The 16,287-nt window shown below is 54.6% G+C and carries 16 protein-coding genes; 12 read left to right on the top strand and 4 right to left on the bottom strand.

Annotation, left to right across the window (positions count from 1 at the left end):
• Positions 1-3 precede the first annotated feature (3 nt).
• Positions 4-2,469, bottom strand: coding sequence for a glycerol-3-phosphate 1-O-acyltransferase PlsB (plsB, locus tag ACMV5H_RS10675; RefSeq protein ID WP_414821807.1), 2,466 nt, complete (start codon positions 2,467-2,469; stop codon positions 4-6).
• A gap of 322 nt (positions 2,470-2,791) precedes the next feature.
• On the opposite strand from plsB, the gene ACMV5H_RS10670 reads away from it, so the two are divergent.
• The 4 genes from ACMV5H_RS10670 to ACMV5H_RS10655 all read left to right on the top strand — a co-directional run bounded on the left by ACMV5H_RS10670 (position 2,792) and on the right by ACMV5H_RS10655 (position 5,861).
• Entirely contained in the window at positions 2,792-3,160 is a 369-nt protein-coding gene (locus ACMV5H_RS10670; protein ID WP_021180816.1) for a diacylglycerol kinase, read from the top strand.
• A gap of 123 nt (positions 3,161-3,283) precedes the next feature.
• The gene (lexA, locus tag ACMV5H_RS10665; RefSeq protein ID WP_021180815.1) at positions 3,284-3,892 is read left to right on the top strand and encodes a transcriptional repressor LexA; all 609 of its coding nucleotides are present in this window, start codon (positions 3,284-3,286) and stop codon (positions 3,890-3,892) included.
• Between the two features lie 111 nt (positions 3,893-4,003).
• A complete protein-coding gene (gene dinF / locus ACMV5H_RS10660) occupies positions 4,004-5,365 on the top strand; it encodes an MATE family efflux transporter DinF (protein ID WP_414821806.1) in 1,362 nt (453 codons plus the stop codon).
• Positions 5,366-5,651: 286 nt separating this feature from the next.
• Positions 5,652-5,861 carry a CsbD family protein gene (locus ACMV5H_RS10655; RefSeq protein ID WP_024483982.1) on the top strand — a complete coding sequence of 70 codons (210 nt, stop codon included), beginning with the start codon at positions 5,652-5,654 and terminating at the stop codon, positions 5,859-5,861.
• 115 nt (positions 5,862-5,976) lie between these two features.
• Here the strand turns inward: ACMV5H_RS10655 and zur are convergent, their stop codons facing one another.
• Positions 5,977-6,486: a zinc uptake transcriptional repressor Zur gene (gene zur / locus ACMV5H_RS10650; protein WP_024483981.1), complete on the bottom strand. Its 510-nt coding sequence runs from the start codon at positions 6,484-6,486 to the stop codon at positions 5,977-5,979.
• Positions 6,487-6,706: 220 nt separating this feature from the next.
• Between zur and ACMV5H_RS10645 the strand changes: the two genes are divergently transcribed.
• The 3 genes from ACMV5H_RS10645 to pspG all read left to right on the top strand — a co-directional run bounded on the left by ACMV5H_RS10645 (position 6,707) and on the right by pspG (position 8,820).
• On the top strand, positions 6,707-7,279 hold the full coding sequence (locus ACMV5H_RS10645) for a sugar O-acetyltransferase (RefSeq protein ID WP_059199028.1): 573 nt from the start codon (positions 6,707-6,709) through the stop codon (positions 7,277-7,279).
• Between the two features lie 153 nt (positions 7,280-7,432).
• Positions 7,433-8,443 (top strand): tRNA dihydrouridine(20/20a) synthase DusA, encoded by a 1,011-nt coding sequence (dusA, locus tag ACMV5H_RS10640; RefSeq protein WP_024528008.1) that lies wholly within the window; start codon positions 7,433-7,435, stop codon positions 8,441-8,443.
• Positions 8,444-8,601: 158 nt separating this feature from the next.
• Positions 8,602-8,820, top strand: coding sequence for an envelope stress response protein PspG (gene pspG / locus ACMV5H_RS10635; protein WP_021180810.1), 219 nt, complete (start codon positions 8,602-8,604; stop codon positions 8,818-8,820).
• A 295-nt stretch (positions 8,821-9,115) separates the two neighbouring features.
• Here pspG and ACMV5H_RS10630 read toward each other — a convergent pair whose 3' ends face one another.
• Positions 9,116-10,105: a quinone oxidoreductase gene (locus ACMV5H_RS10630; protein ID WP_059199026.1), complete on the bottom strand. Its 990-nt coding sequence runs from the start codon at positions 10,103-10,105 to the stop codon at positions 9,116-9,118.
• Positions 10,106-10,272: 167 nt separating this feature from the next.
• Between ACMV5H_RS10630 and dnaB the strand changes: the two genes are divergently transcribed.
• Both dnaB and alr read left to right on the top strand, forming a co-directional pair.
• Complete coding sequence (gene dnaB, locus ACMV5H_RS10625) at positions 10,273-11,685, top strand: replicative DNA helicase (RefSeq protein WP_024483977.1); 1,413 nt, start codon at positions 10,273-10,275, stop codon at positions 11,683-11,685.
• 17 nt (positions 11,686-11,702) lie between these two features.
• Entirely contained in the window at positions 11,703-12,782 is a 1,080-nt protein-coding gene (gene alr, locus ACMV5H_RS10620; protein ID WP_414821805.1) for an alanine racemase, read from the top strand.
• Positions 12,783-12,856: 74 nt separating this feature from the next.
• On the opposite strand, the gene ACMV5H_RS10615 is transcribed toward alr, so the two are convergent.
• Positions 12,857-13,624 carry a transporter substrate-binding domain-containing protein gene (locus tag ACMV5H_RS10615; RefSeq protein WP_414821804.1) on the bottom strand — a complete coding sequence of 256 codons (768 nt, stop codon included), beginning with the start codon at positions 13,622-13,624 and terminating at the stop codon, positions 12,857-12,859.
• A gap of 224 nt (positions 13,625-13,848) precedes the next feature.
• Between ACMV5H_RS10615 and ACMV5H_RS10610 the strand changes: the two genes are divergently transcribed.
• The 3 genes from ACMV5H_RS10610 to ACMV5H_RS10600 all read left to right on the top strand — a co-directional run bounded on the left by ACMV5H_RS10610 (position 13,849) and on the right by ACMV5H_RS10600 (position 16,183).
• Entirely contained in the window at positions 13,849-14,316 is a 468-nt protein-coding gene (locus tag ACMV5H_RS10610; protein WP_414821803.1) for an Lrp/AsnC family transcriptional regulator, read from the top strand.
• A 74-nt stretch (positions 14,317-14,390) separates the two neighbouring features.
• The gene (locus ACMV5H_RS10605) at positions 14,391-15,584 is read left to right on the top strand and encodes an amino acid aminotransferase (protein ID WP_414821802.1); all 1,194 of its coding nucleotides are present in this window, start codon (positions 14,391-14,393) and stop codon (positions 15,582-15,584) included.
• 245 nt (positions 15,585-15,829) lie between these two features.
• Positions 15,830-16,183 (top strand): MmcQ/YjbR family DNA-binding protein, encoded by a 354-nt coding sequence (locus ACMV5H_RS10600; protein ID WP_021180803.1) that lies wholly within the window; start codon positions 15,830-15,832, stop codon positions 16,181-16,183.
• Positions 16,184-16,287 lie beyond the last annotated feature (104 nt).

Raw genomic sequence — 16,287 nt, 5'->3', positions numbered from 1 at the left:
AAGTTACTCGTCTTCTTTTACGACTTCAGCCGCCAGCGCTGGGGTATTGGTTTCTTCCGGCATGCTGACGCTTTCGATGGTCAGCTTGATTTCCGGGGTGATCAGATCGCTCAACATGGTGTAAACCTCCATGGTGTGCTCGCGGATCGCATCGCCAATATCATTGATAAAGCCTTCTTCACGCAGCGTCGCCACCAAGGTGGAGAACACCGCCTTATCGAAGAATTCCGGCGCGTTGATGCCGTGCAGCACCGACAAACGCTGGGCCATAATGCGGCTCTCTTTCTCCAGGGCACCCCGGTTGATACTTGGGTTGGCGCTGAGGATCGACATGGTGATGGCATAGCGTTGCAGGGTTTCACGCACCCCGGCGGCCAACAGCTGCAACGGACGGATGCGCGCAGGGTTCAGCACCAGCTCATCGCCTTTGCTACAAATCAGCTGCTGGCGTATCAACTCTTCGATCAGCGGTTGCAGCACTTCGGCTAGCTGTTCTTTGTCGTAACGCAGGAACAGCTCGGCCTTCAGCATCGGATAGATCAGGCTGACCTGACGCAACAGCTCAACGCGCGACACGCGGCGGTGATGCATCACGATAGAGGCGATCAACGAAGGCAGTACCAACATATGATGGATATTGTTGCGATAGTACGTCATCAGCACCGCTTGCTCGCGCGGCAGAATGATGATGTCGCCGATGTTGTCCTTCTCCACTTCAAACTTGTTCATGTTTAAAGCGTGATCCAGCAACTGGTCTGGCGTTTGCGCGGGTACGGTGGCGTCCGGTGCATACGGCACGTTACGCATTAACTGTAAGTAGCATTCCAACTGCTCAAGCAACTGCTCACGGGTCAGCGAACGTTGGCGTGAGGCCAACAGCGCGGTGGAACACAGGTTCATGGCGTTGGCGGCGGCAGCGTTGTTGATACGCACCATGATCTGAGCCGCCAGATCGTTGACCGCAGGCGTCAGCCAGCTTGGGCGCTGTGCTTCGATCGGGTCGATAGACTCACGCCAATGCGGGACGTTGTGGTTCAGGTACGTAGTCAACGGCAGCGGTTCACCAAAGTTTACGTAGCCCTGGCCGAGGTTGCGTAGCTTGCGCAAGCCACGCACCATTTGCAGCAGGCTCTCTTTCTCTTTGGTCGCGCCACGCAGCTCTTTGGCGTAAGTACCTACTTCCATCACGTGCTCGTAACCGATATAAATCGGCACCAGGGTGATCGGACGTGTACCGCCACGCAGCATGGCCTGGATGGTCATCGACAGGGTGCCGGTTTTCGGTTCCAGCAGGCGGCCGGTACGGGAACGCCCGCCTTCAACAAAGTATTCTACCGAGTAACCACGGGTGAACAGCTCACCGAGGTATTCACGAAACACGGTTGAATAGAGTTTGTTGCCCTTGAAGGTGCGGCGAATAAAGAATGCGCCCAGGCGACGGAAGATCGGCCCGGCAGGCCAGAAGTTCAGGTTAATACCCGCTGCGATATGCGGTGGCACCAGCCCTTGATGGTAGAGCACATAGGACAGCAGCAGATAGTCCATATGGCTACGGTGACACGGCACATAGACGATCTCGTGACCATCCTGCGCCAGCTGACGCACACGCTCGGCGTTGGTGACGTTGATACCCTGATACAGCCGGTTCCAGGTCCAGCTCAACACGCGGTCGGACAGGCGCACCGTTTCATAGGAGAAATCGGCGGCAATCTCTTCCATCAGCGCAATTGCGTTCTGCTGGGCCTTTTCGTGGGAGATCTTTTTGCTGCGCGCTTCATCTTCGATCGCTTTTTCAATCGCCTTGGAGGCCAGCAGCTTGTTGAACAGATCCTGACGGGCTGGCAGGCTTGGCCCAACGGCGGCCAGGCGCTGGCGTGCAAAGTGCATACGTGCGACACGGGCCAGTTTTTGCGCGATGGTCTTATCGGTGCCGTGCTCTGTCGCCATCCGGCGTAGCGACACGGTGTTGGAGAAACGGACAAAGCTGTCACGCCCCAGCCACAGTACAGCGAAGAACTTCTGTACGCCGTTTAGCAGGCGCAGGTGCGGCGTGCCGTGACCTTCGCGCCCAGGGGAGCGGCCAAACATCACCGATACCGGCAACATCTGAATATCGAGATCCGGGTTGCTGCGGTGCAGATCCAGATAATCGTGGAACAGTTTTACCGATTCTTCTTTGGGAGTGTAATAGCGGAATACGCGTGGGCCATAATGGATAAACACGTAGCTTGGCAGCACGGTGCCATCGATTTCCAACGGGTTAAGGGGATCGGGCAGATCTTGCGCCAGACACTGGGTGCGCAAGGTGAGTAAATCCGCCTTGGAATTATAAGGTAAAACATACAAAATCGGTCGTGAGGGATCCAACCCTAACTCCGTGACCGGATCTGTTGGGATAACCTTACTTCTTACCAACATTTTTAGTGGTAAGTTCAATATCTTATAATAGATTTTACGCCAACCTGACATGACAACGTGAAGCCTCTTGTTAGCAATTCGCCGCAAGCATACCAGAAACCGGGTAGCAGATCTGTGGCGTTGGGAAATCCACGGCCGTTCACGGCAATGGAAGTACATAGTTGAATTATACCTGATGGATATCAAATTGGCCGCTCTAGCGCACTCATGCGCTCGCGGCAATGGTACGACATAGCTAGGTGATTAAGGTATTCCAACCTTGCTGTATACTGCGCTGCGATAAAAATGTGATTGGGCTGGCAAATCTGTCTGGAACGTTGCGGCTGCAACACGACGGGTACATGATCCATCTTGGAGAAAGGCGTTCTTAACTATGGCAAATCAAGCAACTGGCCTGACGCGTATCATTAAAGCGGCAGGCTATTCCTATAAAGGTTTAACCGCTGCCTGGCAGAACGAAGCCGCATTCCGTCAGGAACTGGTGGCGACCGTGGTGGCTATCATCGTGGCGGTTTGGCTGGATGTGGGAGCGATAGCGCGCATCTTGTTGATCGGCTCGGTGCTGCTGGTGATGATTGTCGAAATCCTCAACAGTGCGATTGAGGCCGTTGTCGATCGCGTGGGGACGGAATATCACGAGCTTTCCGGGCGGGCCAAAGATATGGGCTCGGCGGCGGTATCGCTGGCAATCATTCTGGCGCTGTTCGTTTGGGCTTCGGTACTTTGGCAGCATTTGGCGTGAAAACCAGCGGGTATCGTTGCGATCACGCTCGCTACCTGCTGATTTTTATTTATTCTTCGGTTCCCAATCCAGACTTAGCTGTATATACTCACAGCAAGACTGTATAAACAAACAGGGGGCGGAATGAAAGCACTAACTACCAGACAGCAAGAGGTCTACGACCTGATTCGCGATCATATTTCGCAAACGGGCATGCCACCGACGCGTGCCGAGATCGCAATGCGCCTGGGGTTCCGCTCACCAAATGCTGCAGAAGAGCACTTGAAAGCACTGGCTCGCAAAGGCGTTATCGAGATCATCTCCGGTGCATCACGCGGTATCCGCTTGCTGATGGAAGATGAAGAGGGGTTACCTCTGGTGGGCCGTGTGGCTGCCGGTGAACCTCTGTTGGCTCAGCAGCACATTGAAGGGCACTATAAGGTGGACCCTTCACTGTTCAAGCCTAATGCCGATTTCCTGCTGCGCGTTAGCGGCATGTCGATGCGCGACATCGGCATCCTGGATGGCGATCTGCTGGCAGTGCATAAGACTCAAGACGTACGCAACGGCCAGGTCGTCGTCGCCCGCATTGAAGACGAGGTCACGGTCAAACGCCTGAAGAAACACGGTAACGTTGTCGAACTGCTGCCAGAAAACAGCGAATTCCAACCGATCGTGGTCGATCTGCGCCAGCAGAACTTCACCATCGAAGGCCTGGCGGTGGGTGTTATCCGCAACGGCGACTGGATCTAACCGTTTTACCTCGTATTACAGCCCTTTAAAACGGCAAACCTCGCCCCAACTCTGGGGCGATGTCATTTCTAAGCTACGCTAAAATCCATGCTTGTACGGGAACATATCGCCATGCGCCTGCTTTCTGCCTTCACCAGTGACACCGACAAAGCTCTGTGGCGTCTGGCGTTGCCGATGATCTTCTCCAATATTACCGTCCCCTTGCTTGGCCTGGTGGATACCGCCGTTATCGGTCATCTCGATAGCCCTAGCTACCTTGGCGGGGTCGCGGTGGGATCAATGGCCACCAGCTTCCTGTTTATGTTGTTGTTGTTCCTGCGTATGAGCACCACCGGGCTGACGGCGCAGGCGCTGGGTGCGCAAGATCCCTACCGGTTGGCTCGCGCATTTATGCAGCCGTTATTGTTGGCGCTGGTGGCCGGGCTGGCGATTGTGCTGTTGCGAGCCCCGTTGATCACCTTGGCGCTGACCATTGTGGGGGGCGATCGGGAAGTATTGGTTCAGGCCAGGCTATTTTTGGAGATCCGCTGGCTGAGTGCCCCGGCGGCGTTGGCCAATATGGTGTTGCTCGGTTGGTTGCTGGGAGTTCAATACGTGAGGGCGCCGGTGATCCTGTTGATTGTCGGTAACCTGCTGAACATCGTGCTGGATATCTGGCTGGTAATGGGGCTGGGTTGGAACGTGCAGGGGGCCGCGACTGCCACGGTGATTGCGGAGTACGCCACGCTGTTGCTGGGTTTGTGGTTAGCATGGCGGGTACTACGCATGCGGGGGATTTCGCTGGCAATGCTGCGAACCGCGTGGCGTGGGGATCTGCGCCGCCTGCTGGCACTTAACCGCGACATCATGCTGCGTTCGTTATTACTGCAACTGTGTTTCGCTTCGTTGACCATTCTGGGAGCCCGCATGGGCGGAGAGGTGGTGGCGGTGAATGCGGTGTTGATGAATCTGCTGACCTTTACCGCCTATGCTCTGGATGGTTTTGCCTACGCGGTGGAAGCCCATTCCGGCCACGCCTATGGTGCGCGGGACGGGCGGCAACTGCGTAAAGTATGGCGTGCCGCCTGTCGGCAGGCTTGCCTGGTTGCCTGTGGTTTTGCCGTTATTTATCTGTTCGCCGGGCAGCAGATTGTGGCGGGCTTAACCACGCTGCCGGAATTGCGTGCGCTGGCAAATCATTATCTGCCTTGGCAGGTAGTGCTGCCCCTGGTGGGGGTTTGGTGCTACCTGCTGGATGGCATGTTTATCGGCGCTACCCGTGGCGCAGAAATGCGTAACAGCATGGCGGTAGCCGCAGTGGGCTACGGGCTGACGTTGTTCACCCTGCCGGTATTGGGCAACCACGGTTTATGGCTGGCTCTGGCGGTATTCCTGGCACTGCGCGGGGCGGCTTTGGGCTGGGTATGGCATCGTCATAGCGTGCAGGGCACCTGGTTTTCATCCCCCCCATTAGCGATGGATAGGCCAGACTAGTTGATGATACGGGATGGATATTCACATTTAGTTACATGTGCTGAGGGCTGTTTTGGTTCGCTTGCTTACTGTTTTAACGGCGTTTTTTGCTATTAAGACTTTTTCTAACCCTATTTCATGCTGCTTTTCGGGCACTTTTCGTGATGGGTGACTATAGTTAATCACGTGGCTGGCGAATTAAGCCCGCGCTTAATTGGCAACGGACGCATTAGATAACCTTAAATTTGACTCAGTTAAGTCCAGCCAGATTTATCTAAAACTGACAACCAAGAGTAACGGAGAGATTATGAACAAAGATCAAGCCGACGGTAACTGGAAGCAGTTTAAAGGTAAAGTGAAGGAAAAATGGGGCAAGCTGACCGATGACGATATCACCGTGATCGAAGGGAAACGCGAACAGCTGGTCGGTAAAATCCAGGAACGCTATGGCTACCAGAAAGAGGCAGCCGAAAAAGAAGTCAAAGCCTGGGAAGAACACAGCAAGTATCGTTGGTAGCGCGATGAGCCGCTGAGTATTGCGGCGCTACGACACCATCCGGCCTGGCAGATTTCCCCCCTGCCACGGCCACGGGAACAAGGATGTACCCGCTCCCTCCTGCAACCCAATCCGCTTATTTTTTCTTTACCACAATGCTGTGGTCATGATCGCAATCGTGTTGGTTTTCACAATTTTCTACCACCACACAGGCAGAACACAGACCGTGGGCTTCCACTACGCTGTGGCGCAGCACAAACCCTGATTCTTGAGCCAGTTTCTGCAAGGTTTCTTCCACCCCTTCGGTAGTACGCTCCGTGACCTGTCCGCAGCGATCGCAGATAAACAGGGCGGAGGTATGCATTGGCTGTTCGAAGTGGTGGCACAGCACATAGCTGTTTGCCGATTCAACGCGGTGGATAAATCCCTGTTCCAGCAAGAAATCCAGTGCACGATAGACCGTAGGTGGCTTGGCCTGCGGCTCTGCCACACGCAGTAAATCCAGCAAATCGTAAGCGCTGATGGCGCCGGGTTGCTCAGCCATCAGGCGTAACACTTCCAGCCGTTGCGGGGTCAGTCGCACGTTGCGTTGCTGACAGAGTTGTTCAGCCTGCGCGAGCAGCTTTTCCTGGTTGGTTGAGTTCATGGCAATTATCCGGCTATGCAAAGAAGCCGATTTTATCATGTTTCAACGTAATCGCCGAGGGTTGCCCCGCTTTCCCTGGATAACGCAGCAAATCGGGCGATTTTGCGCAGCAAGACTAGGCACAATGAGATGTGGATCACGATTTGCCGCTTTATGTCATAGGCTCCACTCGGGCACGGCGGTATAACCCGTAAGGTGTCAAACCTTTCAGGAGCCTGGGATGTCAGAAAGAGAGAAATTGCTGCGTGGTGAGGTATATAACAGCCGTGATGATGAGCTGATTGCCATGTACCATCGGGCGAGGAGCCTGACTAAACAGCTCGCAGCGTTGGACTCACCTCAGTCTGAAGAGAAACAGCGTCTGTTGCGTGAGTTGTTTGCAGCATGGGGTGATGACAGCTGGATTGAATTACCGTTCTGGTGCGACTATGGCCAGCATATCAGCATTGGCAGGAATTGCTTTATCAACGTCAATGCGGTGTTTCTTGACTGCAACACCATCACCATTGGTGATAACACGCTGATTGGCCCAAACGCGCAAATCTACACGCCAAGCCACCCGCTCAAGGCCAGCGAGCGGTTTACCGGCAATGCCGATTTTCCGTTCCATACCTCAGCCAAGCCGGTGGTGATTGGCAGTAACGTCTGGATTGGCGGCAACGTGGTGATCCTGCCTGGCGTCACCATTGGTGATGGCACTACCATCGGCGCAGGCAGCGTGGTGACCGAGGATATTCCGGCTAACGTGTTGGCGCTTGGGCAGCCGTGTCGCGTGATCCGACAATTGGAATAGGGCCGAGAGAAAACGTTACCGCTCTGAGATCCTAATCAGAATGAACGACGGTTTCCCCAAGACCGTCGATTGCCGTTATAATAGCCATTTGCGGCATCGGCACAACGCGCTGATTGTCGAGTCCCGGACTTATCAGGTAGCCAGTAACTCAGCATGACGAAAGATATTAATAATACCCAATACGCCGCCAATCGTTTTTCCATTGCCCCTATGCTGGACTGGACCGATCGCCATTGCCGTTACTTCCATCGCCTGCTGAGTAAGGAAACGCTGCTGTACACCGAAATGGTGACCACCGGCGCGATCATCCACGGTAAAGGTGACTACCTGGCATACAGCGAGGAAGAGCACCCCGTGGCTTTGCAGCTAGGGGGCAGCGATCCGGCAGCACTGGCGCACTGTGCCAAACTGGCGGAACAGCGTGGCTATGACGAGATCAACCTTAATGTCGGTTGCCCGTCGGATCGGGTACAAAACGGCATGTTTGGTGCTTGTCTGATGGGGCAGGCGACCTTGGTGGCCGACTGTATCAAGGCGATGCGCGACGTGGTGTCGATCCCGGTGACGGTAAAAACCCGTATTGGCATTGATGATCAGGACAGCTATGAGTTCCTGTGCGATTTTATCTCTACCGTTGCCGGGCGTGGGGAATGCGATATGTTCACCATTCATGCCCGTAAAGCCTGGCTTTCCGGCCTGAGCCCGAAAGAAAACCGTGAAGTCCCTCCGTTGGACTATCCGCGTGTTTATCAGTTGAAACGTGACTTCCCGGCGTTGACCATTGCGATCAACGGCGGCGTGAAAACGCTGGAAGAAGCCCAACAGCACCTGCAGCATCTGGACGGTGTGATGATGGGGCGCGAGGCGTACCAAAATCCTGGCATTCTGGCGCGGGTGGACAGCGAGATTTTCGGCCGCCAGAGCGAGGTGATGGACAGCGTGGCGATTATCGAATCGCTGTATCCGTACATCGAGCGCGAGCTAGCGAACGGAACCTATCTGGGTCACATCACTCGCCATATTCTTGGCCTGTTCCAGGGCATTCCTGGCGCGCGGCAGTGGCGCCGCCATCTGAGTGAAAATGCCCATAAGCCAGGGGCCGATGTGCGCACCGTCGAACAGGCTTTGGCATTGGTGCGCTCACCTCGCACTGAAATGGCATAATCGGCAAAAAATTTGACTAAAAGTTGGTTTTTTTGACCAATGGCGCCACCGGTTGTGGCGCTATTTTTATATGATTTCAATAAGTTATCATTGACTTCAAGTTGGCACGTTTCTTGTAAAGAACAAGACAGACCTATTGTTTTGCCAAGGAGCAACCCATGTTAGAACTGTTCTTTCTGATCGGCTTTGTCGCCATGCTGCTGGTAACGGGTATTTCACTGCTGGGCGTGATGGCTGCGTTATTTGTGGCCGCGGCTTTTATGCTGCTGGGCGGGCTGTTTGCCATGGTGTTTAAACTGCTGCCGTGGCTGATCCTGGCGGTGGTTGGCGTGTGGATATACCGTTCTATGCAGAAACCACAGATACGGCGCTATTAATATTTTTTGCCGAAATATCAGTCAGTCACGCTGAAACTCACTAGGCAGATTGCTTGCCAGTGTGGCGGGGATCACAGCTTGATGTTTTAAATGCGAATGCGGCACATTAATCATATTTTTTACTTATCGAGGCTGCTAGGATGGCTCTGCAGCAGTGATGCTAATCATTTTCATCACCGCGAGAGCTGACAAGAGTGTTGCTTGAAGCAACCCCCATCTCTGGCGGACTCTGCTCTACCCCTACAAAGCGCTGTAAACTAGAAAGGGCCCCTTATGAGGCCCTTTCTTTTTGCTGCTACAGGCCAGGGATCAGCAGGCTGGAACCGCTGGTCTGGCGGCTTTCCAGGATCTGGTGTGCCCGCTGGGCATCTGCCAACGCAAACTTTTGTGTTTCCTTCACGTCAACGTTGATCGCACCACTGCCTATCAGCGAAAACAGCTCGTTACTGGCAAACTGCAATTCCTGGCGGTTGGTGATGTAACCGTTGAGTGAAGGGCGGGTGACGTACAGCGAGCCTTTCTGATTGAGTAACGCCAGATCGACGCCGGTAACCGGGCCGGAGGCATTACCAAAGCTCACCATCAGCCCGCGGCGCTTCAGGCTGTTCAAAGAGTCCTGCCAGGTACTTTGCCCTACGGAGTCATAGACCACGTTAACCTTTTCGCCGTTGGTCAGTTCAGCTACGCGCTGGGCAATGTTTTCCTGGCGATAATTGATGGTAGCCCAGGCTCCGGCACGCAAGGCAAGCTCTGCTTTTTCATCTGAACCCACGCTGCCGATCAGTTTGGCACCCAACGCTTTGGCCCACTGGCAGGCGATCAGTCCGACGCCCCCTGCGGCGGCATGGAACAGGAACACCTCTCCTGGCTTGATCTCATAGGTTTGTCGCAGCAGATAATGTACGGTCAACCCTTTGAGGAACGAGGCAGCACCCTGTTCGAAAGTGAGGTTATCCGGCAGGATAGCTATCTTTTCCAGCGGGACGTTGTGAACTTCGCTATAGGCACCCAGTGCGGACTGGGCATAAACCACGCGATCGCCCGGTTTGACCGCGCTGACACCTGCCCCGACCTTGATGACTACCCCAGCCGCTTCGGTACCTAACCCGCTAGGGAAGTTTGCCGGTGGGTACAGGCCGCTACGTACGTAGGTATCGATATAGTTGATACCGATCGCCTTGTTCTCGACCTGAACCTCCCCCGCAGCGGGATCGACAGGAGTAAAATCAACATACTGCAGCACTTCTGGGCCGCCGGTGGCGGAGAATTGGATGCGTTTTGACATGTCGCTACCTCGTTTAAATGGCTGTTTTCACCCTACGCTTATCGGCCCACACTATCTAGCTCGTTGCGCAGTGATTAATCCTTTTTTGCGCAGCGAATCATGACTGAAAATCACGTATACTCTTGCGTCAGCTACCCCCATTCGCAACTGAATAAAGAATAGGCTTCATGGCAGGCAAAAAACCAACCAACAAGACAAACACGTACGAACCCAGAGACCGCCAGATGGAAGGGCTGAAGATGCCGCCACATTCGCTGGAGGCGGAGCAGTCCGTGTTGGGCGGTTTGATGCTGGATAACGAACGCTGGGATAACGTGGCGGAGCGCGTGGTCGCCAACGACTTCTTCAGCCGTCCACACCGCCTGATCTTTACCGAAATGCAGCGTCTGCTGGAGATGAGCCGGCCCATCGACCTGATCACGCTGTCCGAATCGTTGGAACAGAGGGGCGATCTGGAAACGGTGGGCGGTTTTGCCTATCTGGCAGAATTATCGAAAAACACCCCAAGTGCGGCCAACATTGGTGCCTATGCCGACATCGTGCGTGAACGTGCGGTAGTTCGTGAAATGATCTCCGTCGCCAACGAAATCGCCGATGCGGGTTACGATCCGCAAGGGCGCAGTAGCGAAGATCTGCTCGATCTGGCGGAATCCCGGGTATTCCAGATCGCGGAAAACCGTGCCAGCAAAGATGAAGGCCCCAAAGGTATCGAACGTATTCTGGAAGATACCGTCGCCCGCATTGAACAGCTCTATCAGCAGCCGCACGACGGTGTTACCGGCGTAGACACCGGCTATCACGATCTCAACAAGAAAACCGCCGGTCTGCAAAAGTCTGACCTGATCATCGTCGCGGCCCGTCCGGCAATGGGTAAAACCACCTTCGCGATGAACCTGTGCGAACATGCCGCGATGACGCAGGATAAACCGGTGCTGATCTTCAGCCTGGAGATGCCCTGCAACCAGATTATGATGCGTATGCTGGCCTCGCTGTCGCGCGTGGATCAGACCCGTATCCGTACCGGCCAACTGGATGACGAGGATTGGGCGCGGATCTCGAGCACCATGGGGATCCTGCTGGAGAAGCGCAATATGTATATTGACGACTCCTCTGGCTTGACGCCTACCGAAGTACGCTCCCGCGCGCGGCGTATTTTCCGTGAACATGACGGGATCAGCCTGATCATGATCGACTACCTGCAGTTGATGCGCGTGCCGTCACTCTCCGACAACCGTACCTTGGAGATTGCTGAAATTTCCCGCTCGCTCAAAGCGTTGGCGAAAGAGCTGCAGGTGCCGGTGGTGGCACTGTCGCAGTTGAACCGTAGCCTGGAACAGCGCGCCGATAAGCGCCCGGTTAACTCCGACCTGCGTGAATCTGGCTCCATCGAGCAGGATGCCGACCTGATTATGTTCATCTACCGTGATGAGGTTTATCACGAGAACAGCGATCTGAAAGGGATTGCCGAAATTATTCTGGGTAAGCAGCGTAACGGCCCGATTGGTACCGTACGCCTGACCTTTAACGGCCAGTGGTCACGCTTCGATAACTATGCGGGGCCACAATATGATGACGAATAATCAGCTAAGGAATTGAAATGAAAGCGGCAACTGCTGTTATCGATCGCCGCGCCCTGCGACACAACCTGCAACAGATCCGTCGCCTGGCGCCGCAAAGCCGCCTGATTGCCGTGGTGAAAGCCAACGCCTATGGACATGGCCTGTTGGAAACGGCTCATACCTTGCAAGATGCCGACTGTTACGGCGTAGCGCGTATCGGCGAAGCATTGATGCTGCGTGCCGGTGGCATCGTTAAACCGATCCTGCTGCTGGAAGGTTTTTTCTGTGCTGAAGATTTGCCCGCGCTGGTGGCGAATAATATCGAAACCGCCGTTCACAGCATCGAACAGCTTGAAGCGCTGGAGCAGGTTGAACTGGCGCACCCGGTATCGGTATGGATGAAGCTCGATAGCGGTATGCATCGTCTGGGCGTGCGTCCGGAACAGGCAGAGGCGTTCTACCTGCGTTTGAGCGCCTGTCGCAACGTGGTTCAGCCTGTCAATATCATGAGCCACTTCAGCCGCGCCGACGAGCCCTTGGTGGATGCCACCGAAAAGCAAATCAGCTGCTTTGAGCATTTCGCCAACGATAAGCCGGGCCTGAAGTCGATCGCGGCTTCCGGTGGGATCTTGCTGTGGCCACAGGCTCATCGTGACTGGGTACGCCCGGGGATTATCCTGTATGGCGTATCCCCGTTGGAGGAACCCTACGCCGATCATTTTGGGCTGCAACCAGCCATGACGCTGAAATCCAGCCTGATCGCGGTGCGTGAGCATCGAGCTGGTGAACCGGTGGGCTACGGCGGGCTATGGGTGAGTGAACGAGATACCCGCCTGGGCGTAGTGGCGATGGGCTATGGCGACGGTTATCCACGCAGTGCGCCTTCTGGCACGCCGATATGGCTGAACGGACGTGAAGTACCGATCGTCGGCCGCGTCTCCATGGATATGATTTCCGTCGATCTGGGGCCGGATGCCAGCGATAAGGTGGGTGATGAAGTGGTTTTGTGGGGCAATGAGCTGCCGGTTGAACGGGTGGCTGCCTTTAGCGGCATCAGCGCTTATGAACTGATCACCAAGCTTACCCAGCGCGTCACGATGGAATATATAGGCGAGTAACTTCCCCAAGTCTCACACTACTGCGTAAGGGCGCCGCATGTGCGCCCGCTTAACGTATTAGGTGAGGAGGAGCTTTACTTCTTCACTGCCAGCCACTGGCCGATAATCTTCTGATACTCCCCGCTGGCCTTGCTCAAGTGCAGCCACTGATCGACATACAGCTTCCAACTCATATCATCACGCGGCAACATATAGGCCTTCTCACCGTACTGCATCGGCTTATCCGGGTTCACCGCACACAGCTTGGGATAACGTTTCTGCTGGTACAGGGCTTCGGAGGCATCGGTGATCATCACGTCGGCCTTGCGATCCACCAACTGCTGGAAAATGCCCATATTATCGTGGGACAGCGTCAGGTTGGCCTTGGGCAGATGAGCACGGACAAAGGCTTCGTTAGTGCCACCGGCAGGCTCGATCAGCCGCACCGCAGGTTTGTTAATCTGCTCAATGGTGCGGTATTTTTTCACGTCGGTACAACGTACCAGCGGGATCTTGCCGTCGGTATCAAGCCGCTCGGCAAAAAACACCTGCTTCTGGCGTTCCAGCGTCACTGAGATCCCCCCCATGGCGATATCACATTTCCCGGCCACGAAGTCAGGCGTCAGGGTTTTCCAGGTGGTTTTTACCCATTTCACTTTGGCCCCCAGACTGTTGGCCAGCGACTCGGCCATAGCGATATCAATGCCTTCGTAGCTGCCATCCTCTTTCAGGAAGGTGTAGGGCTTGTAATCGCCGGTGGTACAGACCGTCAGCGTTTTTTGCTGCAATACCTTGTCCAGATTGGATTGTGCGTTGGTGCTCCCGGTGGCGACCAGCAAGGCGAGAGGCAATAGTTTTTTCATCAAATTTCCTTTTCATGTCGACAAATACATTTGTGGTTTTATGCGCGGTTTTGCCGTTAATTGTTGTTGGTTTGCGTAATTTGGCCGTTTTTTATGCCATTTCTGAGCAAGGAAGCTGGCTTTGCTGCTATGTCTCTCACAACCCGCCAGCACCGATGGTTGCAAGGCTAAAAAAGCTGCTAGTCTGTAGCGTCAATATTTATTAACACATTTTACAGGTGGCTATGTACAACATTGACGATTTTGATATGAAAATCCTGACGCTGTTACAGGCCAATGGCCGTCTGACCAATCAGGAACTGAGCGAACTGGTCGGGCTTTCGGCCTCGCAATGCTCGCGCCGCCGTATCAGCCTGGAGCAGGCCCAGTTGATCAAAGGGTATCACGCCAGGTTGGCACCGGAGGCGATGGGATTAGGACTGGTGAGGCTGATAGAGGTAAGCCTGCTGACCCATACCCAAGAGCAGATCGACAGTTTCCATCAGATGCTGGCAGAAGTGGACGCAATTGTTGACGTTTATAAAACTACCGGCGATGCCGACTACCTGCTGAAAGTGGCGGTAGCAGACCTGCCAGCGTTAAGTGAGTTTATCAGCCAGACGCTTTCCCGCCATAAAAGCGTCGGGCATATCAAAACGGCGGTGGTGCTGGAACGGATCAAAGAAAACGGTTTGCTTCCGGTGACCAGATAAAGCTAAAACCCAACGCCGATTTGTGGCTATATTAGGGACTGTGCCCGAACAACCAAAATCAGGAGAACCAACCCGTGTTCCAGAATGTTGAAGCCTATGCAGGTGACCCGATCCTGTCGCTGATGGAAAAATTCAAAAAAGATCCCCGTGCGCACAAGGTGAACCTGAGTATTGGCCTTTACTACAATGAGCAAGGCATCATCCCACAGATGAAGGCCGTTGCCGCTGCTAAAGCCCAACTTAACAGCGTTGAACAGGGGGCCTCGGTCTACCTGCCGATGGAAGGCCTACAGCCTTACCGTAGCGCAATCCAGCAACTGTTATTTGGTGCTGAACACCCCATGCTGCAACAAGGGCGCATTGCCACCGTTCAAACCGTGGGCGGTTCTGGTGCGTTGAAAGTGGGGGCTGACTTCCTGAAAAGCTATTTCCCGGACTCTCAGGTTTGGGTCAGCGATCCGACTTGGGAAAACCACGTGGCCATCTTTGGTGGCGCCGGTTTCAAAGTGAATACTTACCCCTATTTCGACGGTGAAAAACTGGGGGTGAAATTTGATGCCATGCTGAGCACGCTGCAACAGCTGCCGCCCAAGAGCATTGCCCTGCTGCATCCTTGCTGTCATAACCCGACCGGTTCCGATCTCACCAATGCCCAGTGGGATCAGGTGGTTAAAGTGATCGCCGAACGTGAACTGATCCCGTTCCTCGACATCGCCTATCAAGGCTTTGGCGGCGGAATGGATCAGGATGCCTACGCCATTCGCGCCATTGCGGCTGCCGGTTTGCCGTGCCTGGTGAGCAACTCATTCTCGAAAATCTTCTCACTGTACGGTGAGCGCGTGGGTGGGCTTTCTGTGGTGTGTGAAAGCAGCGAAGCCGCCGAGCGTGTGCTGGGGCAGCTGAAAGCGACCGTGCGCCGTAACTACTCCAGCCCACCGAACTTCGGTGCTCAGGTGGTGGCAAAAGTGCTGAACGATGCGCAGTTGAAAGCGCAATGGTTGGCCGAAGTGGAGTCCATGCGCAACCGTATTCTGGAGATGCGTAAAGCGCTGGTCGAAACGCTCAAGGGCGCGTTGCCACAGCGTAACTTCGATTACCTGCTCGAGCAGCGCGGCATGTTCAGCTACACCGGCTTCAGCGCGGCTCAGGTTGACCGGCTGCGTGAAGAGTTCGGTGTCTATCTGATCCACAGCGGTCGTATGTGTGTGGCGGGCCTGAACCACAATAACGTTCGTCAAGTGGCCGAGGCCTTTGCCGCGGTGCAGTAACGACCTGAATGCAGTGATTTTAGGGGCGATAGCGATATCGCCCCTTATTGTTTCTGCGTGTTGGCGGTTGCCGCCAACTGGATAAAGAATATACTGTCTGAGAGCGCTAAGACTTTTCGCAAGCGCCATCAAGCCTTGCTTTCAGCGACCAGGCGCGGTTCTCTATCTGACTGGCAGGGTATCTGGCTGGTAACAGCATACTCACAGTGGTTCGCGCCGCATTGTGTCTTTCGGGAAATAACCCAATGAATAACTCAGCACTGCTGGAATACTGCATGGCGAAACCTGGCGCACACCAAAGCGATCAAAACCAATGGCAGGCCAGCCAGATCAAGGTGGGTGATGTCATGTTCGCTATGGTGTGTGAAGTGCAGGGTCGCCCAGCGTTGGCGATCAAAAGCAGCCCGGAGCTGGCAGAAAGCCTACGTGAGCAGCATCCGGAAATCGTCCCCTGCGAACATTTGAATAAAGCCCATTGGAACGCGGTATTTCTGGACGGCAACTTGCCCAATTCGCAGTTTTATCATTTGATCGACAGCTCATATCGTTTGGTGCTGGAAGGGTTGCCCGATCAGGTGCGCCAAGAGCTGCGCATTTGAATTTATAGGTGGCCAGGCCTGTTGGCTCAAGAGTGGCGACAGGCCAGAGGACGACGCCCCCGATACCTATGGGGAAATTTTATTTTGTAGGCCAATATCGTTTA

This window comes from Serratia sp. N21D137 (assembly GCF_047530005.1).
In the GTDB taxonomy this organism is placed as follows: Bacteria; Pseudomonadota; Gammaproteobacteria; order Enterobacterales; family Enterobacteriaceae; genus Chania; species Chania fonticola_B.
The sequence above is the reverse complement of the archived record's forward strand: the minus strand, read 5'-3'. Positions and strand labels throughout refer to the sequence as shown.

Excerpts from the sequence above, each read along its gene's own strand:
- alr (WP_414821805.1), top strand. The coding sequence starts at position 11,703 with ATGAAAGCGGCAACTGCTGTTATCGATCGCCGCGCCCTGCGACACAAC.
- zur (WP_024483981.1), bottom strand. The coding sequence starts at position 6,486 with ATGAACTCAACCAACCAGGAAAAGCTGCTCGCGCAGGCTGAACAACTC.
- ACMV5H_RS10670 (WP_021180816.1), top strand. The coding sequence starts at position 2,792 with ATGGCAAATCAAGCAACTGGCCTGACGCGTATCATTAAAGCGGCAGGC.
- ACMV5H_RS10615 (WP_414821804.1), bottom strand. The coding sequence starts at position 13,624 with ATGAAAAAACTATTGCCTCTCGCCTTGCTGGTCGCCACCGGGAGCACC.
- pspG (WP_021180810.1), top strand. The coding sequence starts at position 8,602 with ATGTTAGAACTGTTCTTTCTGATCGGCTTTGTCGCCATGCTGCTGGTA.
- ACMV5H_RS10645 (WP_059199028.1), top strand. The coding sequence starts at position 6,707 with ATGTCAGAAAGAGAGAAATTGCTGCGTGGTGAGGTATATAACAGCCGT.
- ACMV5H_RS10655 (WP_024483982.1), top strand. The coding sequence starts at position 5,652 with ATGAACAAAGATCAAGCCGACGGTAACTGGAAGCAGTTTAAAGGTAAA.
- dnaB (WP_024483977.1), top strand. The coding sequence starts at position 10,273 with ATGGCAGGCAAAAAACCAACCAACAAGACAAACACGTACGAACCCAGA.
- ACMV5H_RS10630 (WP_059199026.1), bottom strand. The coding sequence starts at position 10,105 with ATGTCAAAACGCATCCAATTCTCCGCCACCGGCGGCCCAGAAGTGCTG.
- plsB (WP_414821807.1), bottom strand. The coding sequence starts at position 2,469 with ATGTCAGGTTGGCGTAAAATCTATTATAAGATATTGAACTTACCACTA.
- ACMV5H_RS10600 (WP_021180803.1), top strand. The coding sequence starts at position 15,830 with ATGAATAACTCAGCACTGCTGGAATACTGCATGGCGAAACCTGGCGCA.
- ACMV5H_RS10610 (WP_414821803.1), top strand. The coding sequence starts at position 13,849 with ATGTACAACATTGACGATTTTGATATGAAAATCCTGACGCTGTTACAG.
- dinF (WP_414821806.1), top strand. The coding sequence starts at position 4,004 with ATGCGCCTGCTTTCTGCCTTCACCAGTGACACCGACAAAGCTCTGTGG.
- dusA (WP_024528008.1), top strand. The coding sequence starts at position 7,433 with ATGACGAAAGATATTAATAATACCCAATACGCCGCCAATCGTTTTTCC.
- lexA (WP_021180815.1), top strand. The coding sequence starts at position 3,284 with ATGAAAGCACTAACTACCAGACAGCAAGAGGTCTACGACCTGATTCGC.